The following is a 20,427-nucleotide window of genomic DNA, read 5'->3' as shown; positions in this document are numbered from 1 at the left end:
GGGGCATGGGGAGATGAGCCGTTGCGCAATCGCTGGGGCATTCTTGCGATCCTGTTCCTGGTTCGCCTCACCATCGCGTTCCAATTCCAAAGCGTGGCCGCGGTCGCGCCGCTGCTGCAACAGAGCTTTGGCGTCGGCATCGCCGATATCGGCATCCTGATCGGACTCTATTTCACCCCCGGTATCGTCCTGGCGCTGCCGGGCGGCGCGATCGGCCGATTTCTCGGCGACAAGCCGACGACGATTGCCGCGCTGCTGCTGATGACAGTGGGCAGCCTCGTCATGGCGGCCACCGATGTCTGGGGCTGGCAGATGGCGGGCCGGCTTACCTCCGGCGCCGGCGGCGTGCTGCTCACAGTGCAGCTCACCAAGATGGCCGCCGACTGGTTCGCAGGAAAGGAGATCGCCACCGCCATGGCGATCTTCGTCAATTCCTGGCCGGCCGGCGTTGGGATCTCTCTGCTGCTATTGCCGGCGCTCGGCACCGCCTATGGCGCAAGCAGCGTATTCCTTGCCGCAGCCGCGCTGACCGCGATCGGCGTTGTGCTGATCGCATTCTACCAGCCGCCGCCCGCAGCAATAGCCGGCCCGGCGGGCTCGGGCCGGCTCGATCCCCTGGCGCTGCTGGCGGTGATCGTCGCGGGCGCGATCTGGGGCCTCTATAATGTCGGCTTCGCCATGATCTTCTCGTTCGGCCCGTCCCTCCTCGCCGAGCGCGGCTGGAGCATCGCCGCCGCAGGCTCGGCGATCAGCGTCGTGATGTGGCTCTCGGTGATCTCGGTGCCGGCCGGCGGCTATCTCGCCGATCGCTTCAAGCGACCCTTTATACTGGCGATCGCGGCCAGCCTCGTCGTGGCCCTGCTGCTGGCCTGGCTACCGAGATCGGACGCCGTCATCACCATCCTCGTTCTGATTGGCCTGATCGGCGGCCATCCGGCCGGCCCGATCATGAGCCTGGCCGCGCGCGTGCTCGCCCCCCGAGACCAGGGCGATCGGGATGGGCGTGTTCTACACGCTCTTCTATGCCGCGATGATGCTGGGGCCGGCCATTGCAGGCCGGCTCGCCAAATCGGCCGGCACCGCCGCGGTCGCGCTCGACCTCGGCGCGCTCGCAGTATTGGCCTGCCCGCCCCTGATGTGGCTTTTCGAGCGCATTGTTTCTGTCCGTCATCGCCGCGCGCAATCCTAACGCGGCATTAACCCTATGCACCTTAGGGTCGTCCCGGACTCCGCCAGGCGGGGGGTCGGGTTGTGAAAATGGCGTTGGCGAACAAAAAATTTCTTCCGGCCGCCGAGGAACGTCGGCGTTTTCAGCGGGTGAAGGTTCACCTGCTCGGTCGCTACATGCTGCCGGACCGCCGTGAATTCCCCTGCCAGGTGATCAACATGTCGCCGGGGGGTCTTGCGCTGCTCGCGCCCGGCATCGGCAATGTCGGTGACCGCGTGGTCGCCTATCTCGACCATATCGGCCGCGTCGAGGGCAAGATCACCCGCATCATCGACAATGGCTTTGCCATGACGATCGGCGCGACGCCGCGCAAGCGCGACAAGCTCGCGGCGCAGCTGACCTGGCTCGCCAACCGCGACATTCTCAATCTGCCCGAGGATCGCCGCCACGACCGTATCGTGCCGCGCAACCCGATCGCGGTGCTGACGCTCGAGGACGGCACCAAGATGACCTGCCGCATCATCGACCTGTCACTGTCCGGCGCGGCGATCGCCGCGGAGAACCGGCCGCCGCTGAAATCGACGGTTTTCCTCGGCCGGGTCCAGGGCCGCGTGGTCCGCAACCTCGAAGACGGCTTCGCGCTGGAGTTCATGCACGAGCAGCCGGCCGAGACACTCGAAGAGAGCGTTACCGCGCGGTAAAGCGCAACCGCACCAAAACCACTGTTTTTCCAGACCAAGAGGCGGCCTCCGCGATGCGGACGCCGCCTTTTTCATGCGGCCTGACCAGCCTAGCGCGGGTTAACGCCGGCGCGCTTGCGCGCGGAAACGGCGGTTCCGCCAGCGTTTCCGCGTTAATCCCTAAAATTTGAATCAATTGCAGTATTCTCAAATTTTATTCGAATTTGGCTCAAGTATAGATCGAATTCTCCGCCAGTTTTACTTGCATTCGTCTCGACTTGACTTGGCCGACTTAGCGGCAACTCAAAAGCTCCATGCGAAACGTGGTCCCAACAAGAAACGGGGGCCGCAATGTTGGACTTCAGGGGACAGGGGAAAGGCTTGGCGATCGCCGCCATGCTCTTCGGGATCAGCGCGACAGCGCAGGCCGGCGAAGGCCGTCTGCTCTACGCGAGCCTCGGCGACACCACGCGTGCGCCGATCGGCTGGGTCGAGTTCTGTGCGGACAATGCCGCGCAGTGCCAGAGCGGGCCGACGCAGCCGCGCGACATCGTGATGTCGCAGACGGCTTGGCGCGACCTCGTCAAGGTCAATCGCTGGGTCAACGAGACCGTCAAGCCTTTGACCGACCAGGAGCACTGGGGCGTGATCGAGAAGTGGTCGCTGCCGACCGACGGCTACGGCGACTGTGAAGACTACGTGCTGCTGAAGCGCAAGATGCTGATGGATGCCGGATGGCCGCGCGAGGCCCTGCTCATCACCGTCGTGCGCGACAAGAAGGGCGAAGGACACGCGGTGCTGACGGTGAAGACCGACAAGGGCGAGTTCGTTCTCGACAATCAGAACGAGAACGTCGTGGCCTGGACGGAGACCGGCTACCGCTTCGTCAAGCGCCAGTCGCAGAGCGATCCCAACGTCTGGGTCTCGCTGGGCGACACCAAGCCGGCGGTCTCCACCGCCAGCGCGCGAGATTAGGAACGAGACAACGAGTTACGCGACCCGGTCACATCCCCACCCCTCCCCGTCCCAGACCGGTTCGCGCGCGGCCAGCCATCCCCCAATGGCTGGCCGCAACTTTTTTTGGGATGCGATCAGTTCTGCGACACCCACGGCACGCGCGCGGTGGTGAAATCGCGCCACGTGCTTTGCAGGGCGGGCTGCACGCCGACCGAGGCGCGCGCCTGCCAGCCGGCGATCGCGGCAGCCGCGATGGCGCTGTCGGAGGACTCGCCACCGAGCCTATCGAGCAGCGAGGCCGTGACCGCCATGTCGTTGAAGGCGCCGAGCTCCTCCTGCAGGCCGGCGAGCCGGCGCGAGTAGCGCCTGGCGGATTTGCGATCGGCAAACAGCGGCAGCAGGAACTCGCTGAGATAGCGCAGCCGCTTGGCCGCGAGCCGCACCCGGTGCACCTGCTCAGGCGACAGCGACTTGAACCGGCGCCCGCGCTTGAGCACCTTGGCGTGCTGCTCCGACAGGATGCGCTGCGCGAAATTGACCGCCGGCTCGGCGAGCTGGCCGAGGTCTTCGGCGGCGACGTCGTTGCGCCAGCCGCGCGTCTCGATCCAGCCGCCGAGGCCGATCAGGAACAGCGCGCAGCGGCGATCGCCGAGCGCGCGATGCGCTTTGCGATAAGCCTCGGACTGGCGCCTGGCCGCGGCTCGGCCGAGCGTATCGAAGCCAGCGACCGCAGGACAGGCCGAGGCGATCGTCGGCAAGGTGTCGAGCTGGAACACATCCCAGTCGCGCGCAGCCGAAAGGTCCTGCGCCAGCCATTTGGTTTCAGCCCGCAGCGCATCGAGATTGCTGAGCGCGCCGACCGACGCCATCAGATCGAGCGCCGAGCGAAGCCTCCGCAGCGAGACGCGCAGCTGATGCACGCCTTCCGGATTGCGACCGTCCTCGGCCGCCGGCAGCGATTGCAGCAAATGGTGGAAGCAGGACCGCAGGATGGTCTCGAAGGCCTCGTCGAGCGTGACTGACGGATCGAGCTGAAGCTTGCGCGGCCGGCGCGCCGCCGGCGGCTTGTCGGCGGCAAGATCGAAGCCGCGCGCCGACTTGCTGCGGATCGACGGCTTCACCGCGCCGTGCTCGGCAAGACGCAGCGCGATCTCGTAGATCGTGCTGGCGCTGCCGCTCTTCAGCTCAAGCTCGATCTCGCTCACCGGCAGCGACCGCTCGCCGGCAATCAGCTCGCCCTGATCGAAGGCGATCTCGACGGTGCCGGACGGCAGGTCGATCATTCGCGCGTGGCGATGGATGTCGGCGGTGAAGACGGGTTCAAGCGGCTGCGTCTCGAGCTGCTCGCGGAGCTTCTCCGGAATGAAAGGCATCGCCAGAGCGAGATCCGGCGCGAGCGAGGGAACGCTCGCCTCCCACTCGCCACGGCGCAGCGGATCGTCCGCGGCGTCGGTCTTCACGGTCTGCACGAAGCGCGCGCCGTTCTGGCGCACGCGCAAGCTGAGGCCGCTCTTCCGAAGCGCGCGCTCGGGCGTGTCGTAGTAGACCGATTTGAGATGCTTGCGTGCCCCCTTGTTGCGCGCGTTGCTCGCGATGATCGGCGCGGCATTGAAATGCGCCATGCGCTCGGCATCGACGAGAAGCTTGAGCTCGATCTCGGCCGAGACGCGCGCGGCGACAGTCGATTGGGTTGGCTCCGGCGCGGGCGTCGCATCTTGCGACGGCGTCTGATCACTCACAGCGCCCTCGACGGTCTTTGGTTCCGCGCCGGCCTCGGCCAGATCAATCTGCCTGAGGAAGCCGGCGGCGACTTGCGTTCTCTTGTTGTCCTTTGGGACAGGATTCCCATCCGGCGCGCCCGGAGTCTTGCGGGCCGGCGTTGCGTCTGACTTTAGCATTTTACGATGACATGACAGTTCGATGACAGAACGTCAGCATATAGCGGGTGCGGTGCGCGAGGAATAGTAACGTTACGCTGCGGCGCATGATCGTCCACACGACGTTCAGGCGCAAAAGTCAGGCAAAGCTTGTCACAATCGGCTTGACGCCGACGAATTAAATTGCCGCGGGGCCCGGCAAGTGATCGAATTGACAGCGAATCTCGTCGCTCTCGAAAGCGAGATGAACGCGTCAGCGAGCTTGACTCAATGCTAGCCGAGAAATTCTTCCTGGTTCTGGAAACGCTTAGAAGTCACGCATCCGATGACCGGCCCGAAATTGTGACAAGTCCTGCGAGGCCGCCTGCGATCCCGGAGATTGCATCCACCTCGCCGCGCAAGAAGCCGGCATCTGACGATCGCAACTAGAAGCGTTCCAATGTCGCAAGGCCGCGCGACGCGCCATACGCGTCAATGTGCAAGACTGTTCTTGTAGATCCTGCCGCCCTTCATGATCACGACAAAACTCTTCGCGGGATCTTCGACGAGCGCGATGTTGTCGAGCGGATTGCCGTCGACGAGCAGGAGATCGGCGAGTGCGCCCTCCTCCACCACGCCGAGCTTGCCGGGATAGGGATTGCGCAGGCCCGAGAGGCTCAACAGTTCCGCATTGGCCGAGGTCGCCATGGCCAGTGCTTCGGCCGGCGTGTACCAGCGCGTCAGCGCAGCCAGCATCGAGCCCTGCTTCTCCGCCAGTGCCTGCGAGAACAGCACGTCGGTGCCGAACGCGGTCTTGATCTTGTACTTCTTCGCCAGCGCGTAGACGCGATCGGTGCCGGCGACCACTTGCCGCATCTTGTCCTGCTCCGCAGGCCCGAGCGCAGCGGCACCGGACAGATCGAGGAACGGCTGCGTGCTGAGCCAGATGCCCTTCTCTGCGATCAGTTTCGCATTCGCCTCGTCCATGAGATGACCGTGCTCGATGCATCTCACGCCGGCCGCGATCGAGCGCTGGATCGCGACCGCGTGTAGGCGTGCGTCGCAACGTAAGTGCCCCAATTGTCGGCGGCTTCGACTGCCGCGCGCAACTCGGGCTCGGTGAAGGTGGAGACGTCGAGCGGGCTGAACGGCGAAGCGACGCCGCCGCCGGCGGTGAGCTTGACTTGCGAGGCGCCCTGCATCAGCTGCTCGCGGGCGCGGACGCGCACCTCGTCGGGACTGTCGGCGACCATGCTGCCGCCGATCTGCTCCATACGGCTGAGCATGCCGCCGATGGTCCGCGGCAGGTCGGAGAGCTGGCGGAAATCGCCGTGTCCGCCAGTGATGGTGATGATGGCACCGGATGGATAGATGCGCGGGCCAGCAACGAGGTCCTCGTCGATGGCCTGCTTGAGGCCGAAGGTCGGCCCGCCCATGTCGCGAATGGTGGTGAAGCCGCGCATCAGCGTCGCGGTCGCTTCGCTCGCGGCAACCAGATTGTTGTAGCCAATGTCGCCCGCGAGCGCCGCCATCGGCGTCGGACGCACCAGCATCGCGTGCCAGTGCGCGTCGATCAGCCCCGGCATCAGAACGCGTCCGCCTCCGTCGATGATTTGTGCGGCTACCGTCGCGTCTCCCGTCGCAATCTTCTCGATGGCACCGTTCCTGACGAGGACGCTGGATGGCGCCGAGAGCGCGCTGGCCTTGCCGTCGAAGATCCGGACATTGCGGAACAGCACCGCGGAGTCCTCGGCCGCTGCTGACGAGGGGCCGCCGAGCCCCATTGCAGTGCCGACAAGCCATGCTGCGAACGCGAAAACTTTGGCCGACATCCTCAAACCCGACATATCCAGCCTTCCACTGAGGTCTAGGGCTACGCGAGGGGCGATGGCAGGCACGCAACGTCTGGTCGGCAGTTGACCCCGACGTTTAGCTTCCGTCAACGTACAACCATGGCGGCAAGATGCAGCCCTGCTATCTGCGATGACGGGGATCGGCGCGATCAGCCGCAATTGAATCAAAGAGGTCGCGCGTGACGTCCGGCCGCGTCCCGCTCAGGCGCCAAGCACGTCCGCGAGCCGCAGCTCGTCGGCCGCGGGATCCTTCAGGAACAGCTCGGCCTCGATCTCTCGCAGATGCGACAGCATCTGCGCCCGCGCGGCCTCCCGGTCGCGCTTGCGGATTGCGGCGACGATGCCGGCGTGATGATCGGTGCCGCAGGCCGGCGTGTCGTGGCGGCGATAGAGCAGGATGATCAGCGAGGAGCGCGCGATCAGCTCCTTGAGGAAGCCGAGATAGATGCTGTGGCCGCTCATCTCGGCAACAAGCCGGTGAAACTCGCCGGAGAGCCGCACGGAGGCGCGGGCATCGCCGCGCAGCTCGGCCTCGCGCTCTTCGGCGAGATGTTGCTGGAGACGATCGATCCAGACCGGTGACGCCGCATCGATCGCATGATCGACGATCGTCGGTTCGATCAGGCGGCGCGCCTCGAACACTTCGCGAGCATCGGCCGGCGTCGGCCGCGCGACGAAGGCGCCGCGGTTCTTCTCGATGTTGACGATTCCCTCATGTGCAAGCTGTTGCAGCGCGGTGCGCACCAGCGTGCGGCTCGCGCCGTAGATCTCGCCGATCTCGTCTTCGCCGAGCTTCGTGCCCGGCAGCAGGCGATGCTCGAGGATCGCGGCGGTCACGCCTTCCCTGATCCGGCTGACGCGATCGCTCGCATCTGGCGCGTCGGATTTCTGGCGGGTCTTGGCAGCCATGGGGTTGAGGGCTCGATCGGCGAATATCGGGCCAAATGTTAGTCGACGAGCTGTATCCAATCACACGCGAAACTTTATACAATTTGCGCCTGTTTTGTGTGCAGGTGGCTGCGCGCGCGCCGGGCAGCCCGGATGCGCCGAATTCGATCTAACGATCTGACTCCGCAGCACACTTTCTGGGATTTGACGGACCGAAGCCTGTTGGCACGGACCTTGCGGAGAGAGGCGGAAAGCATCGCCCTCCCCCTGGACACGCCATGGCCACTCCCGCCGCTCTCGAACTGGTCGCCGTCACCAAGCGCTACGACACGACGCTGGCGGTCGACAACGTCAACCTGAAGATCCCGGCCGGCACCTATTGCTGCCTGCTCGGCCCCTCCGGCTGCGGCAAGACCTCGACCTTGCGCATGATCGCAGGCCATGAGGCGGTCAGCGCGGGCGACATCATTCTCGGCGCGCAGAACGTCACTGATCTCGAGCCCGCCAAGCGCGGCACGGCGATGATGTTCCAGTCCTACGCGCTGTTTCCGCACCTGACCGTGCTCGACAACGTGGCGTTTGCCCTGAAAATGCGCGGCGTCGATCGCGCGACGCGGCACAAGCGCGCAGGCGAGCTGCTCGAGCTCGTGGCCATGAGCCCCTATGCCGGCCGGCTGCCGGCGCAGCTCTCCGGCGGCCAGCAGCAGCGCGTGGCGCTCGCCCGCGCGCTGATCACCGAGCCGCAGATCCTGCTGCTCGACGAGCCGCTCTCAGCGCTCGACCCGTTCCTGCGGGTCAAGATGCGTGGCGAGCTCAGGCGCCTCCAGCGCGAGCTCGGCATCAGCTTCATCCAGGTCACCCACGGCCAGGAGGAGGCGATGGCGCTCGCCGACCACATCGTGGTGATGAACCACGGCAGGATCGAGCAGCAGGGCCCGGCCCGCGACATCTTCCACCATCCCCGCACCGAATTCGTGGCGCGCTTCATCGGCGGCCACAACGTCCTCAGCGACGCCGGCAACCTCATCGCCGTGCGCGCCGATCAGCTCGGCATCGTGCCGTTCGCCGACGGCGCGTTCGGCGCGCCGGCGCTGCTGACCCAGACCGAGTACCAGGGCTCCTACATCGCCGTCTCGCTCACGCTCGACGACGGCACCGCCCTGTTCTCCCACGTTCCGGAAGCCACCTTCGACGTTCACCCGTTCCGTCCGGGCGATCGCGTGCTGGCCACCTGGGATCCCGCCAAGGCGCAGCGCCTGCAATAGCGCCGATCAATCAGTGGAATGCGCAACAGAGGAGTGACTGATATGACCGAGACGACCAAGAAGGGTTTTAGCCGCCGCACCCTGCTCAAGGGCAGCGCGGGTCTCGCCGGCCTTGCCGCCGGCTCCGGCGCGATCACCGGCTTTCCCTATGTGCATTCGGCCGAGCCGAAGGTGCTGCGCTATCTCGGCACCGCCGTGAACGAGGGCGACGACATCTCCAAGCAGTGCCTGAAGGACACCGGCATCAAGATCGAATACATCACCGCGACCACCGACGACGTCACCAAGCGCGTGATGACCCAGCCGAACTCCTTCGACGTGCTGGACACCGAATATTTCTCGCTGAAGAAGATCGTGCCGTCGGGCAACATCCTTGCCCTCGACGCCAAGAAGATCAAGGAATTCGACAACATCACGCCGGTCTTCACCAAGGGCGAGACGCCCGGCGGTAAGAAGATCGGTGGCCAGGGCACCGCGCCGTGGAAGGTGCTCTATCTCGAAGGCAAGGACTCCAAGAAGTTCGCGACGTCGGCGACCGAATTCGTCACGCTGATCCCGACCGTCTACAATGCCGACACCCTCGGCATCCGCCCCGATTTGATCAAGCGTCCGATCAGCACCTGGGCCGAGCTGCTCAACCCCGAGTTCAAGGGCAAGGCCTCGATCCTCAACATTCCCTCGATCGGCATCATGGACGCCGCGATGGTCGTCGAAGCCAGCGGCAAATACAAATATGCCGACAAGGGCAACATGACCAAGGAAGAGATCGATCTCACCATGAAGGTGATGACCGAGGCGAAGAGGGCCGGCCAGTTCCGCGCCTTCTGGAAAGATTTCAACGAGAGCGTCAACCTGATGGCATCAGGTGAAACGGTCATCCAGTCGATGTGGTCGCCAGCGGTGACGAAGGTGCGCTCGATGGGGATCGCCTGCACCTTCCAGCCGCTGAAGGAAGGCTATCGCTCCTGGGCCTCGGGCTTCTGCGTGTCGAAGGGCGTGTCGGGCGCGAAGCTCGACTGGGCCTATGAGTTCGTGAACTGGTTCCTGTCCGGCTATGCCGGCGCCTATCTCAACCGCCAGGGCTACTACTCCGCCGTGCTCTCCACCGCGAAGGCGCACATGGAGCCGTATGAGTGGGCGTACTGGATGGAAGGCAAGCCGGCCGAGAAGGACATCAAGGCGCCCGACGGCTCTCTGCTCGAAAAGGCCGGCGCGGTGCGCGACGGTGGCTCCTATGAAGATCGCATGGGCGCGGTCGCGTGCTGGAACGCGGTGATGGACGAGAACGACTACATGGTCCGCAAGTGGAACGAGTTCATCGCGGCGTGACGGACATGTCGGAAGAGGTTTTGCAACAGGCAACCCCGGGCTTGATCCCGGGGTCGGGCACAGCGCGCGCCGCAAAAGCGACGCGGCTGTCGCCCTCCTTCATCTCCTGGCTCCAGGCCGGGCCGATGATGCTGGTGTTTCTTGCCTTCTTCCTCATTCCACTCGTCTTCGTCGTCATCGTCTCCTTCTGGGACTATAACGAATACCAGCTGCTCCCGGCCTTCTCGGGCCGCGGCTACACCGACACGTTCGAGGGCTGCATCGCGCAGCTCCCCGATCTCTGCACCATCGGCAAGACCTATCTGAAGACGCTGAAGTTGTGCTTCCTGGTGTGGGCGATCACGCTCTTCATCGGCTTCTGGGTCGCCTACTTCCTCGCCTTCCACGTGAAGTCCAAGACCTGGCAGATGGGATTGTCGTTGCTCTGCACGATCCCGTTCTGGACCTCCAACGTCATCCGCATGATCGCCTGGATCCCGCTGCTCGGCCGCAACGGCCTCGTCAACTCCGGCCTGATCAAGACCGGCTTGATCAACCACCCCGTGGAATGGCTGCTGTTCTCCGAATTCTCCGTCGTGCTCGCGCTCGTCCACCTCTTCACCTTCTTCATGGTGGTGCCGATCTTCAATTCGATGATCCGCATCGACAAGTCGCTGATCGAGGCCGCCTATGACGCCGGCGCCACCGGCCTCCAGACGCTGGTCAATGTCATCATTCCCCTTGCAAAACCCGGCATCGTGATCGGCTCGATCTTCGTCATCACCATCGTGATGGGCGACTTCATCACCATCGGCGTGATGGGCGGCCAGCAGATCGCCGCCGCCGGCAAGATCATCGAGACGCGGCTGAACGCGCTGCAATTCCCGGCAGCGGCGGCGAATGCCGTAATCCTGCTCGCAATCACTTTCCTGATCATCACCATGATGTCGCGCATCGTCGACATCCGGAAGGAGCTGTGATGAAGGAAGGACGCCCGCGCTCTTTCTACGTGCTCGCGATCTTCTTCGCGGCCTATGTGCTGTTCCTCTACGGGCCGATGATCGCGATCTACGTGCTGTCGTTCCAGGGGCCGCAGGGCGGCCTCACCTTTCCGATGAACGGCGTCTCGACCTTCTGGCTTGCAAAGCTGTTCGAGGGCACCGGCATCGTCGATCTCGGCGCCGCCTTCCGCCGCTCGCTGCTGCTCGGCCTCGTGGTGATGGCCGTCACCGTCGTGCTGTCGGTTGCCGCCGGCATGGCGTTCCGCAGGAAATTCAGGGCGCAAAGCATCCTGTTCTACTCGGCGATCGCGAGCCTCATCGTGCCCTCGATCATCACCTCGCTCGGCATCTCCCTGGAATTCCGCATCATCGACGATCTGATCAAGGCGCATTGGAACGAGAATTTCGAGACCTCGATGGGCCTACTCACCTCGGGTCTCGGCGCGCACCTGACCTGGACGTTGCCGTTCGGCCTGCTCATCATGTTCGCGATCTTCAACCGCTTCGACCCGCGCCTCGAGGAAGCCGCGCGCGACCTCGGCGCGACGCCGTGGCAGACCTTCCGCTACGTCGTGCTGCCGATCATCCTGCCGTCGGTGATCGGCATCGGCCTGTTTGGCTTCACGCTGTCCTGGGACGAGCTCGCCCGCTCCAGCCAGGCGATCGGCCCGGTGAATACGCTGCCGCTCGATCTGCAGGGCCTCACCACCACCGTGACCAAGCCCGACATCTACGCGCTCGGCACCGTGATCTCGGCGGTGTCGTTCGCGGTGATCGCGCTTGCGCTCGGCACCATCCACATGCTCAACAAGCGGCAGGCGGCCAAGGGCTCGGACGCCGGCAAAGGGCTCGTCTGATCGCGATGCGGCTGCACATCGTCAATCCCAACACGACCGCGTCGATGACGGCGAAGATCGCCGCTGCGGCGCGCAGCGTTGCGCTGCCCGACACCGTGATCGATGCGCGCCAGCCGTCGATGGGCCCGGTCTCGATCGAAGGCTTTTACGACGAGGCATTTGCGGTGCCCGGCATGCTCGGCTGCATCCGCGAGGCCGACCGCGACGGTGCGGATGCGCACATCATCGCCTGCTTCGATGACACCGGCATCGACGCTGCGCGTGCGGCCGCAAAGACGCCGGTGATCGGCATCGGCGAAGCCGGCTTCCACATGGCGAGCCTGATCGCAGCGCGCTTTGCCGTGGTGACGACGCTCGGTGTCTCCATCGTTCCGATCGAGCATAACTTACGGAAATACGGCCTCGCCGAGCGCTGCGCCCGCGTCCGCGCAGCCGAGGTGCCGGTGCTCGCACTCGAGGAGCGCAACACTGATGCGCTTGGAAAAATCTCCGCGGAGATCACCGCCGCGATCCGCGACGATCGTGCCGAGGCCATCGTGCTCGGCTGTGCCGGCATGGCCGACTTCGCCGCTGAACTCGCCGCCACGCACGGCCTCCCCGTGATCGACGGCGTCGCAGCGGCCGTGACGCTGGCGGAAGGATTGGTGCGGCTCGGACTGCAGACGTCGCGGCTCGGGCCCTACGCCGCGCCGCGATCGAAGACCTATTCCGGTCCGTTTGCGCCGTTCCAGCCATGAGCCCTAACCGGCGACCGGCAATCCCGATCAACTTTTATGTTTCTGTCATAGAGCGCACTGTTTTCGCGCCAACCCCGTGCTAGGAAGCCGCACCAGTATTTCTACGGGGCTACTATGAAAAAGAACGACGTGACGTGTTCCGCGTGCGGGGCCGGCTTTCGGCGACTGGAACTGTCGACACCGCCGGCCAACAAGGGCGAGTACCGCTGTCCCGCCTGTGACGAGGTCGTGGAGACCTTCGACGGCAGCGCGTTCATCGCCTATCGCATGACGATTCAGCCTTCGATGAAGGCTGCCCGTCCCTAGCGGATTCGTTGCATGAACACGGGGCCGTCCCCGGATCGCTCATCGTACCTCAATACCCGCTCATGCCGAATTCGGCGTGGGCGGGTATTTTTTGGGCACACCGATCCCGGTCACGGGAAGCCGCCGGGCTTGTGATAATTACGTTTTCCGGCACACGGCCTCTTTTTGGTCCCATTCCTTGCGGAAACGTAACGTTTTCGGGACATCCCCGGCCGCCTCTTGTTCTGCGTTCTTGGGTTGCCGGTCTTCGCCACTCACCAAGTTTCAATTTGGGTTTTGTCAGCGATGATCGATCTCGCAGAGAACACATCATCAAACCCTCTCCTTCGGCTCGGCGCCCAGCCTATCGCGCTGACCGCCGCCGCCCTCCTCCTGCTCATCGTCGGCGTGACCTCGATTGCGATGTGGCGCGCCTATACCGGCGCAGCACCCGAGACCGACCGGGTGGTGGCGTCGCGGCAACTCCAGGTCCGCACGGCCCAGGCGTCCGAGCAGCTGGTCGAGAAGACCAAGGGGCTGGAGGCTACCCAGCAGGAATCGATCGACCAGCTCCAGGTCGTGCAGGACCAGCTCCAGACCATGAAGCGGCTGATGGCGGCGCAGCAGGCCGACACCAAGCGCCTCTCCGAGCAGGTCGCAACGCTCAACGAGTCGATCGACGGTTTGCGGCAATCCTTCGCCAGCGCGCGGGCGACAGAGGCGGAGACGCCCTCGGTTACCCGCAGGAAACCGGCACGGTACCGCGTGCACGCCAGCGGCCGCAAACGCTCGCGCGGCTGAGCAACCACGGCGCGACTTTATTTTCGGCACTTGTGAACTGGATCACATTCCCCCGTATGATTCCGCGCCATGCTGGCCGTCACCGGATGGCGTGAGCCGATTTCAATATCCGGGGCTGGCAAGGTCGTTGACGGTATACTGCGTCAACGGCCTTGTTTTTTCAGGGTCCGGCCGGTCACCCGGCTATTCGCAGACGTCGACGCGGCGGTATCGCCATCCCGCGGGCGTCATCACGCGCTTGCGCACGACGTAGCAGCCGCCATAGCCACCGTCGTCGTAACCGGTCCCATAATAGTAGGGGTCGCCGTAATAGGGGGATCCGTAGCCGTAGCCATAGTAGCCGCCGTAAAGGCCGGCGCCGGCAATTCCCGCCCCGATGGCGACGCCGGGCCAGAAGCCGCCGCCATGCCAGTGGCCGCCATGGCCCCAGCCGGCCCCAGCCGCCGCCACCGTGCCAGCCGCCACCGCCGTGGAAGCCGCCGCCATGTCCGAAACCGCCCCTCGCCTCAGCTGCCTGCGGCGCCGACAGCCCGACTGCCGCGACGGCCAGCGCCGCCATGATCATCTTGCGTAACATTCACTTGATCCTCCGCGTGGACACGCTCCACGCTTCAAAGCGGGATCAAGCTAGCGTCCCTTCCGCATTCCCGACAGCCACACTGTCTCACTTCCGCGCGAGCATCAGCAGCCGCGGCAGATGCTCTTGAGCTTCTTGTCCAGCATGCGGTTCTCGGCGTTCACGGCGGCATCGGTCGACCCACCGTTGCCGGTGCCGGTGGTGGCTCCCGAGCCCGGGCCGGATGATTGAGCCGTCCCCAAACTATTGGTCCCGGGCGGCGGAGCTGGAGAATTGGCGACACCGCCGGTCGATCCGCTTGATCCGGTCGATCCGGCAGAACCCGCGCCGCCGGTTGCTTGCGCGAACGATGCAGCGGGCATCACCGCAAGACTGAGGATCACGATCAAGCTCTTCATTGAAACGGTTGGCGATCTGGCCATCGGACATGCTCCTTTGGTTGACCAACCGCCCCGGCAAAGACCGGTTCCGGAACAAATGTAGCCCCACCAGCTTGAACCGGGCAGACAGACGCGCTCATGCGCGAGCTGATGACCGCGACCTCGCAATCATGGGAAGGCAAAGTTCACGATGACCGATCGCGATCCTTTTGCAGAAGGCGAACGCGCCGCGCGCGACAACATTCCACCTGAAGCCAATCCTTATTCAGACGGCAGCGACGAGCATGCGCTGTGGTCGGCGGGACACGAGAAAGTCGCAAGCGCCATGGAGGCCCGCGAGTCCGAAGGCAGCTAGCCGATCCGCTTCAGGCCTTTCTTGAAGCGCGGACCGTTGGCGACGTAGAACCTGGCCGCGCTTCCCATCTTCTGGACCTGGGCGTCGTCGAGCGTGCGGATCACGCGCGCCGGCGAGCCGATGATCAGCGAGCGTTCCGGAAATTCCTTGCCCTCGGTGATGACCGAGCCGGCGCCGACGATGCTGTTGCGGCCGATCTTCGCACCGTTCATCACGATCGAGCCCATGCCGATCAGCGCGCCCTCCTCGATCGTGCAGCCGTGCAGGATGACGTTGTGGCCGACGGTGCAGTTTCGGCCGATCACCATGGGAAAACCAAGATCGGTATGGCAGGTCGAGCCGTCCTGCACATTGGCGCCCTCGCCGATCTCGATCCACTCATTGTCGCCGCGCAGCACCGCGCCGAACCAGACGCTGGCGCCCGGCTTCAGGCGCACGCGGCCGATCACGGTCGCGGTCTCCGCGATGAAGTAATTGCCGTCAGCCGGAAGATCGGGCGCCTGCCCGTCGAGCTCGTAGATCGCCATGAAGGTCTCCTGTCGCGTTGACCTCAGGCATAGCGAAACGGCGGCGCGGAGGCAAAGGGCCGCCGCGCAGCCCTGCAGAACGGCGTCAGACCAGCACGCCGGCCGCGCGCAGCGTCATCAGGAAGAAGGTGCCGCTCATCATGCTCCAGAAGCCGGCGATGAGGGTCGCCATCATCACGAACTCGAAGCGGCGGCTTTCCAGCCGCATGCCGCGCAAGGTGTTGCGCATGATGATGAAGGGCGCCGCGAACACCAGGAACGGCACGGCCGCGAAGGTCGTCGGCGCGACGCCGGCCTGCAACAGGCCGAACCCGGCGGGCCGCTGCGTGGCGGCCTGGTATCCGTTCACGAGGGCGCCGGCGAGGGCGAAACCGATGCAGATCGAGAAGAAGGTATTGAGAGCTTCAGGTGTCATCGGAACAGTCCGCCCTTACGCAACGCGAGGAGCCTTCCTGTGACAAAAAGTGCTGGTTAGCGCTACATTATCCTTAAGGGAAGGTTAACGCCGCCGGCCGGCCCGCGCCAGGGCCCGTTTCCCCGTTCCCCGAGGTGCGGGACGCTGCGCGCCTATCTGCTGTGGCCGACCTGGGGCGTGACCGGCGCCAACGCGCCGGACAAGCTGCCGGTGAGCGTCGGCGGCACGCTGTTCAATCTGCCGGCGGCGGCGATCCGCATGAAGATCCAGCGGCACACAGGGCCGCAGGAGCGCATCGATCTCGACTTCCTCTATCCCTCACTTGAGCCGCCCGGCGCGCCGAAGCACGTCACCGCCGACACCGTGGAGGTGGCGGTGCACTCGATCGACCGCATCTTCCTGTCGATCGCGGCCCATCACGATGCGCTCTCGCCCGAGCAGCGCACCGCCACGATCTATCCGCGCTATCTCGACCAGGCTGCAACCCAGCCGGAGGACGGGCTGACGATGCGGATGTTCCGCGCTGACACGCCTTACGGCAGCGAGGATCTCTACTCTGCCGCAAATCCCGCGCTGACCGCGCGCTGTACCCGCGATGCGGCGACGCCGGGCATGTGCCTCTCCGAACGCCGCGTCGGCGGCGCCGACCTCACCTTCCGCTTCCCGCGCAGCTGGCTGTCACAATGGCGCGACGTGGCCGAGGCGATGGACCGGCTGACCGCGCAGCTCCGCGGGCCGAAGGGCTGAGCGCCCTCTCCGCTGCGGGATCGGCTTGCAGGGACGCACCCGGAGCCTCCCGACAAAAAATCGAAAACAACCCCATGCACAGTAGCCAAGCGTCTTGTCACGGCTTTCGCATTTTCAAAATTCGTCTTTTTCGAAATCGCGCTTGACCCGTCGGGCAAAACAGTGGCATGATGTCAGCATGGGGCGATCGACATGAACGATGCGGCAACACCTCTCCCACCCGGCGCCCAGCTGCTCGGACGCGAATGGCTTGGCTTCGACGAGAGCGGGCGTGCGCTGATCCGCTTTAGGGCTCAGCAGGCATTCACCAACAGGCACGGGACGATCCAGGGCGGATTTCTCGCGGCCATGCTGGACTCCGCCACCGGAATTTGCGCACTGGCGGCGCTCTCGTCCGAACTGACCGTCGTCACAAGAAATCTCGATACGCGCTTCCTGAAGCCCGCATCGGTCGGGCCGATCACGGCACGTGCGCGCATTGTCGAACGGACGGAGCGCGACATGGTCGTGCACGCCGAGCTCGTCGATACGAGCGGCATCATCGTCGCCGATGCCACGGCGCGGCTGCGCATTCTCGCGGGGAAATAGAGCTATCGAGCCGTAGCGCTGATGCTCGTCATTGTGGAGAGAGCGCGCCCCGATCTCCGATGCGTGCCCCGGACGCAGCGCAGCGTCACTTCGACGGTGCGCTGCAGAGCCGGGGGCCCATGTTGCAGAGATGCGCTGTGTAGCTTCTGGGTCCCGGCTCTGCGCAGCAACGCTAAGAGCGTTGCAGCGCGTCCGGGACACGAGAAGACGCCTCGCGGAGCCCACACGGCTTCATTGCGAGCCCAGCGAAAACGCCGCTTCGCTCGCAATGACGGCGTCGAAAACTATTCCTGATCGACGAGATCGTCCTCGAGGATCGCCATCTGGAACTGGAACGAGCGATCGTCGTCCTCGTCGTCGACGAAGAGCACGCCGATGAATTCCTCGCCGATATAGACCTCGGCGGAATCATCTTTCTTCGGCCGCGGCACGACGCGGATCTTGGGATTGCCGAATACGCGCTTCAGATACGCGTCCAGCTTTCTGACTTCTTTGACGTCCACGGCAAGTCTCCGATCGAAATTGGTCGGCGGGTTTTAGGACGAGACGCGACGAACCGCCAGCATGAATTGCCAAAGAATTTGGGGACGACAAGCGCCGGAAAATCCGGCGCTTGCTCGCGCGCTCAAAGCCCCATCGCGTTGATCATCTGATCCATGGTGCGTGACGGCTCTGCGCAGCCGGCCTCACGACGATCTTGGCCGGCACGCCGGCGACCGTGACGTTATGCGGCACGGGCTTGACCACGACCGAGCCGGCAGCGATGCGCGCGCAATGGCCGATCTCGATATTGCCGAGAATCTTTGCGCCGGCGCCGATCAACACGCCGTGACGGATTTTCGGATGACGGTCCTCGTTCTCCTTGCCGGTGCCACCGAGCGTGACGCCGTGCAGGATCGAGACGTCGTCCTCGATCACAGCGGTCTCGCCGCAGACAAAACCGGTGGCGTGGTCGAGGAAGATGCCGCGGCCGATGCGCGCGGCCGGATTGATGTCGGTCTGGAACACCGCGGAGGCGCGGCTCTGGAGATAATACGCAAAATCCTTGCGGCCCTTCAGGTAGAGCCAGTGCGCGAGGCGATGGGTCTGGATCGCGTGAAAACCCTTGAAGTAGAGCAAGGGGTCGATGAAGCGCGCGGTGGCGGGATCGCGGTCGTAGACGGCGACGAGATCGGCGCGGAAGGCGTTGCCGAGATCGGGATCGTCGCGGAGCGCCTCGTCGTAGGTCTGGCGCACCAGATCGCCCGACAGCGCGGAGTGATCGAGCCGGTCGGCGAGACGATGGATCACCGAATCTTCCAGGCGGCTGTGATGCAGCACCGTCGAATAGATGAAGGTCGCAAGCTCGGGCTCGCGATGGACGATGTCCTCCGCCTCGCCCCGGATCCGGTCCCAGATCGGATCGAGCGATGCGAGCTTTCCTCCCGGATTGACCTGATGCACTGCCATGGGATCTGCTCTTTCGAATGGGCTGGTTTTGTTGGCTCTATAACACAGTCTAGGCGACAAAGTCCTGACGGGCTTGCCTGAGAGTGAACAGCGCCTTGCCCCGCGAAAGCAGCCAACGCGTTGAAACACAACGGTTTCTTTTGACGCCCCCAAGCGGCAAGGTGGGCTCAAAATGGTCAGGCTTTGGCCAAATTCAAGCCGGGCGGCGTCAAACTATTGGTGAATTCCGTCTCGACGGTTATTGCGGGCATGGTCCCCGGGGGACGACGGAGCAATCTTGAGCATCACCACCGATCAATTGCGCGCGCGCGCCGCGGGCTCGTTTTGGCTGCGGCTGGCGGCGGCAACCCTGCCCCTCCTGCTGATCGCGCCGGCGTTCTGGAACGGCTATCCGCTATTGCAATGGGACACCGGCGGCTATCTGGCGCGCTGGTACGAGGGCTATCTGGTCCCGAGCCGCTCCACCGTGTTCGGCCTCTACCTGCACTATGGCGAGAGCTTCAGCTTCTGGATCAACCTCGCGGTCCAGTCGCTGGCAACGCTGTGGCTGCTTCAGCTCACGCTGCGCGTGCTCGGCCTGATGCAGACCTTCCGCTTCGTCGCGATCAGCCTGCTCCTGATCCTGTCGACCGCACTGCCCTGGCTCGCCAGCATGCTGCTCACCGACATCTTTGCCGGCCTCTCGATATTGTCACTGTTCCTGCTGGTCGTCGGCGGAGAGCGCACGTCGCTGCTCGAAAAGATCTCGCTGTTCGTCTTCACCGCCTTTGCCGCCGCGACCCACAGTGCCACGCTCGGCGTGCTGCTCGGCCTCTGTGTCGTCGGCTGGACGGCGCGGCCGCTGCTGGGCAGCCGACTTCCGCTGGCCGGATTGGCGCAGGCGAGCCTGACCATCGTCGTGGGCGCCTTGATGCTGGTGTCGGCGAACCACGCGCTGTCGGGCAAATGGGCCTGGACCCCCGGCGGCTACGGCGTCGCCTTCGGCCGCATGATGCAGGACGGCATCGTCGCACATTATCTCAACGACCATTGCCCGCATGAGCACTACAAGCTTTGTCCCTATCGCAACGAGCTGCCTGCAACTGCCGACGAGTTCCTGTGGGGCAAGAGCATGTTCAACACGCTCGGCCGCTTCGAAGGCATGAATGACGAGATGGGCACCATCGTGGTGCATTCGCTCGCAGACTATCCGGCCTGGCAGGCCGGCGCAGCGCTCCGAGCGATGGGCCAGCAATTGCTGCACGTGGCGACCGGCGAAGGCGCCAGTGTCTGGCTCGGGCACACCTGGGGCATCATTGAGCGCTACATCCCGGCACAGGTCGCGCAGATGCGCGCGGCGCGCCAGCAGAACTGGGGCCTCGATTTCGACTATGTCAACTGGCTGCACGTCCCCGTCGCGCTGGTCTCGATGCTGGCGCTGGTCGCACTCCTCGCCCATGCGCTCGCAAACCGCCGGCTCGACGATCTGACGCTGCTGGCTGCGACCGTGACGCTGGCGCTGCTCGGCAACGCCTTCATCTGCGGCGTGATCTCGGGCCCGCATGACCGCTACGGTGCGCGGATGGTGTGGGTCGCGACCTTCGTGGTGCTGATGGCGCTGGCGCGCGCGTTCGGTGATGACGACGAGCCTAAGACCCAACGAGATTAGGGCGTGTACTCATAAACACTTGCCGAGGATCAGCGCCTCGATGTCTGCTCTACCCCCGACAGCGGCGGAATAGCGGACATCCCTC

At 64.6% G+C, this 20,427-nt stretch carries 21 protein-coding genes and 3 pseudogenes; 15 read left to right on the top strand and 9 right to left on the bottom strand.

Annotated features, from left to right (window positions below):
• Positions 1-21 precede the first annotated feature (21 nt).
• From FOM02_RS09070 to FOM02_RS09060, 3 genes are all read left to right on the top strand, one after another.
• Positions 22-1,200: a CynX/NimT family MFS transporter gene (locus tag FOM02_RS09070; RefSeq protein WP_265441662.1), complete on the top strand. Its 1,179-nt coding sequence runs from the start codon at positions 22-24 to the stop codon at positions 1,198-1,200.
• Positions 1,201-1,257: 57 nt separating this feature from the next.
• Positions 1,258-1,869 (top strand): PilZ domain-containing protein, encoded by a 612-nt coding sequence (locus FOM02_RS09065; RefSeq protein WP_027560075.1) that lies wholly within the window; start codon positions 1,258-1,260, stop codon positions 1,867-1,869.
• Between the two features lie 330 nt (positions 1,870-2,199).
• Positions 2,200-2,823 (top strand): transglutaminase-like cysteine peptidase, encoded by a 624-nt coding sequence (locus tag FOM02_RS09060; protein ID WP_027560076.1) that lies wholly within the window; start codon positions 2,200-2,202, stop codon positions 2,821-2,823.
• Between the two features lie 116 nt (positions 2,824-2,939).
• On the opposite strand, the gene FOM02_RS09055 is transcribed toward FOM02_RS09060, so the two are convergent.
• The 3 genes and pseudogenes from FOM02_RS09055 to FOM02_RS09045 all read right to left on the bottom strand — a co-directional run bounded on the left by FOM02_RS09055 (position 2,940) and on the right by FOM02_RS09045 (position 7,423).
• Positions 2,940-4,703: a CYTH and CHAD domain-containing protein gene (locus FOM02_RS09055; RefSeq protein ID WP_265441661.1), complete on the bottom strand. Its 1,764-nt coding sequence runs from the start codon at positions 4,701-4,703 to the stop codon at positions 2,940-2,942.
• A 450-nt stretch (positions 4,704-5,153) separates the two neighbouring features.
• Positions 5,154-6,445 (bottom strand): annotated as a pseudogene (locus tag FOM02_RS09050) (amidohydrolase family protein).
• 270 nt (positions 6,446-6,715) lie between these two features.
• Positions 6,716-7,423 (bottom strand): GntR family transcriptional regulator, encoded by a 708-nt coding sequence (locus tag FOM02_RS09045; RefSeq protein WP_092213650.1) that lies wholly within the window; start codon positions 7,421-7,423, stop codon positions 6,716-6,718.
• Positions 7,424-7,680: 257 nt separating this feature from the next.
• Here FOM02_RS09045 and FOM02_RS09040 point away from each other — a divergent pair, with 257 nt between their 5' ends.
• The 7 genes from FOM02_RS09040 (at position 7,681) to FOM02_RS09010 (ending at position 13,656) form a co-directional block, all read left to right on the top strand.
• Positions 7,681-8,667 (top strand): ABC transporter ATP-binding protein, encoded by a 987-nt coding sequence (locus tag FOM02_RS09040; protein WP_027560080.1) that lies wholly within the window; start codon positions 7,681-7,683, stop codon positions 8,665-8,667.
• Between the two features lie 42 nt (positions 8,668-8,709).
• Positions 8,710-9,996, top strand: coding sequence for an ABC transporter substrate-binding protein (locus FOM02_RS09035; protein ID WP_167380672.1), 1,287 nt, complete (start codon positions 8,710-8,712; stop codon positions 9,994-9,996).
• Between the two features lie 5 nt (positions 9,997-10,001).
• Complete coding sequence (locus tag FOM02_RS09030; protein ID WP_092213646.1) at positions 10,002-10,955, top strand: ABC transporter permease; 954 nt, start codon at positions 10,002-10,004, stop codon at positions 10,953-10,955.
• Positions 10,955-11,833 (top strand): ABC transporter permease, encoded by an 879-nt coding sequence (locus FOM02_RS09025; protein ID WP_265441660.1) that lies wholly within the window; start codon positions 10,955-10,957, stop codon positions 11,831-11,833. The genes FOM02_RS09030 and FOM02_RS09025 overlap by 1 nt, the downstream gene beginning before the upstream one ends.
• A gap of 5 nt (positions 11,834-11,838) precedes the next feature.
• Positions 11,839-12,570, top strand: coding sequence for an aspartate/glutamate racemase family protein (locus tag FOM02_RS09020; RefSeq protein WP_027560084.1), 732 nt, complete (start codon positions 11,839-11,841; stop codon positions 12,568-12,570).
• Positions 12,571-12,684: 114 nt separating this feature from the next.
• Positions 12,685-12,876, top strand: a complete 192-nt coding sequence (locus FOM02_RS09015; protein WP_027560085.1) for a hypothetical protein — start codon at positions 12,685-12,687, stop codon at positions 12,874-12,876.
• Between the two features lie 285 nt (positions 12,877-13,161).
• Positions 13,162-13,656 carry a hypothetical protein gene (locus tag FOM02_RS09010; protein ID WP_027560086.1) on the top strand — a complete coding sequence of 165 codons (495 nt, stop codon included), beginning with the start codon at positions 13,162-13,164 and terminating at the stop codon, positions 13,654-13,656.
• A gap of 183 nt (positions 13,657-13,839) precedes the next feature.
• Here FOM02_RS09010 and FOM02_RS09005 read toward each other — a convergent pair.
• Together FOM02_RS09005 and FOM02_RS09000 are read right to left on the bottom strand one after the other, a co-directional pair.
• Positions 13,840-14,233, bottom strand: a pseudogene (locus FOM02_RS09005) (hypothetical protein).
• Positions 14,234-14,337: 104 nt separating this feature from the next.
• The gene (locus FOM02_RS09000) at positions 14,338-14,595 is read right to left on the bottom strand and encodes a hypothetical protein (RefSeq protein WP_265442175.1); all 258 of its coding nucleotides are present in this window, start codon (positions 14,593-14,595) and stop codon (positions 14,338-14,340) included.
• On the opposite strand from FOM02_RS09000, the gene FOM02_RS08995 reads away from it, so the two are divergent.
• Entirely contained in the window at positions 14,507-14,716 is a 210-nt protein-coding gene (locus tag FOM02_RS08995; protein WP_265442300.1) for a hypothetical protein, read from the top strand. The two genes, FOM02_RS09000 and FOM02_RS08995, sit on opposite strands and share 89 nt — an antisense overlap.
• Positions 14,717-14,803: 87 nt before the next feature.
• Positions 14,804-14,968 carry a hypothetical protein gene (locus FOM02_RS08990; RefSeq protein ID WP_167336492.1) on the top strand — a complete coding sequence of 55 codons (165 nt, stop codon included), beginning with the start codon at positions 14,804-14,806 and terminating at the stop codon, positions 14,966-14,968.
• Here FOM02_RS08990 and FOM02_RS08985 read toward each other — a convergent pair.
• Positions 14,965-15,495, bottom strand: a complete 531-nt coding sequence (locus tag FOM02_RS08985; RefSeq protein WP_027560089.1) for a gamma carbonic anhydrase family protein — start codon at positions 15,493-15,495, stop codon at positions 14,965-14,967. The genes FOM02_RS08990 and FOM02_RS08985 overlap by 4 nt on opposite strands.
• Positions 15,496-15,580: 85 nt before the next feature.
• The gene (locus tag FOM02_RS08980) at positions 15,581-15,910 is read right to left on the bottom strand and encodes a DUF6949 family protein (RefSeq protein WP_027560090.1); all 330 of its coding nucleotides are present in this window, start codon (positions 15,908-15,910) and stop codon (positions 15,581-15,583) included.
• Positions 15,911-16,054: 144 nt separating this feature from the next.
• Between FOM02_RS08980 and FOM02_RS08975 the strand changes: the two genes are divergently transcribed.
• Entirely contained in the window at positions 16,055-16,657 is a 603-nt protein-coding gene (locus FOM02_RS08975) for a hypothetical protein (RefSeq protein WP_265442174.1), read from the top strand.
• Between the two features lie 192 nt (positions 16,658-16,849).
• A complete protein-coding gene (locus FOM02_RS08970) occupies positions 16,850-17,245 on the top strand; it encodes a PaaI family thioesterase (protein WP_265441658.1) in 396 nt (131 codons plus the stop codon).
• 284 nt (positions 17,246-17,529) lie between these two features.
• Here the strand turns inward: FOM02_RS08970 and FOM02_RS08965 are convergent, their stop codons facing one another.
• On the bottom strand, positions 17,530-17,748 hold the full coding sequence (locus FOM02_RS08965) for a DUF3126 family protein (protein WP_007602550.1): 219 nt from the start codon (positions 17,746-17,748) through the stop codon (positions 17,530-17,532).
• A gap of 122 nt (positions 17,749-17,870) precedes the next feature.
• A pseudogene (gene cysE, locus FOM02_RS08960) lies at positions 17,871-18,694 on the bottom strand (serine O-acetyltransferase).
• Between the two features lie 277 nt (positions 18,695-18,971).
• Here cysE and FOM02_RS08955 point away from each other — a divergent pair.
• Positions 18,972-20,342, top strand: coding sequence for a hypothetical protein (locus tag FOM02_RS08955; protein ID WP_265441657.1), 1,371 nt, complete (start codon positions 18,972-18,974; stop codon positions 20,340-20,342).
• Positions 20,343-20,427: the final 85 nt, after the last annotated feature.

Source organism: Bradyrhizobium sp. SEMIA (assembly GCF_014844175.1).
Classification (GTDB): Bacteria; Pseudomonadota; Alphaproteobacteria; order Rhizobiales; family Xanthobacteraceae; genus Bradyrhizobium; species Bradyrhizobium arachidis.
The sequence above is the reverse complement of the archived record's forward strand: the minus strand, read 5'-3'. Positions and strand labels throughout refer to the sequence as shown.

Bases quoted from the DNA above. Each gene is read 5' to 3' on its own strand.
- FOM02_RS09060 (WP_027560076.1), top strand. From the start codon at position 2,200: ATGTTGGACTTCAGGGGACAGGGGAAAGGCTTGGCGATCGCCGCCATG.
- FOM02_RS09040 (WP_027560080.1), top strand. From the start codon at position 7,681: ATGGCCACTCCCGCCGCTCTCGAACTGGTCGCCGTCACCAAGCGCTAC.
- FOM02_RS09055 (WP_265441661.1), bottom strand. From the start codon at position 4,703: ATGCTAAAGTCAGACGCAACGCCGGCCCGCAAGACTCCGGGCGCGCCG.
- FOM02_RS09035 (WP_167380672.1), top strand. From the start codon at position 8,710: ATGACCGAGACGACCAAGAAGGGTTTTAGCCGCCGCACCCTGCTCAAG.
- FOM02_RS09015 (WP_027560085.1), top strand. From the start codon at position 12,685: ATGAAAAAGAACGACGTGACGTGTTCCGCGTGCGGGGCCGGCTTTCGG.
- FOM02_RS09065 (WP_027560075.1), top strand. From the start codon at position 1,258: ATGGCGTTGGCGAACAAAAAATTTCTTCCGGCCGCCGAGGAACGTCGG.
- FOM02_RS09045 (WP_092213650.1), bottom strand. From the start codon at position 7,423: ATGGCTGCCAAGACCCGCCAGAAATCCGACGCGCCAGATGCGAGCGAT.
- FOM02_RS08985 (WP_027560089.1), bottom strand. From the start codon at position 15,495: ATGGCGATCTACGAGCTCGACGGGCAGGCGCCCGATCTTCCGGCTGAC.
- FOM02_RS09025 (WP_265441660.1), top strand. From the start codon at position 10,955: ATGAAGGAAGGACGCCCGCGCTCTTTCTACGTGCTCGCGATCTTCTTC.
- FOM02_RS09000 (WP_265442175.1), bottom strand. From the start codon at position 14,595: ATGCCCGCTGCATCGTTCGCGCAAGCAACCGGCGGCGCGGGTTCTGCC.
- FOM02_RS08990 (WP_167336492.1), top strand. From the start codon at position 14,804: ATGACCGATCGCGATCCTTTTGCAGAAGGCGAACGCGCCGCGCGCGAC.
- FOM02_RS08970 (WP_265441658.1), top strand. From the start codon at position 16,850: ATGAACGATGCGGCAACACCTCTCCCACCCGGCGCCCAGCTGCTCGGA.
- FOM02_RS09020 (WP_027560084.1), top strand. From the start codon at position 11,839: ATGCGGCTGCACATCGTCAATCCCAACACGACCGCGTCGATGACGGCG.
- FOM02_RS08980 (WP_027560090.1), bottom strand. From the start codon at position 15,910: ATGACACCTGAAGCTCTCAATACCTTCTTCTCGATCTGCATCGGTTTC.
- FOM02_RS09030 (WP_092213646.1), top strand. From the start codon at position 10,002: ATGTCGGAAGAGGTTTTGCAACAGGCAACCCCGGGCTTGATCCCGGGG.
- FOM02_RS09010 (WP_027560086.1), top strand. From the start codon at position 13,162: ATGATCGATCTCGCAGAGAACACATCATCAAACCCTCTCCTTCGGCTC.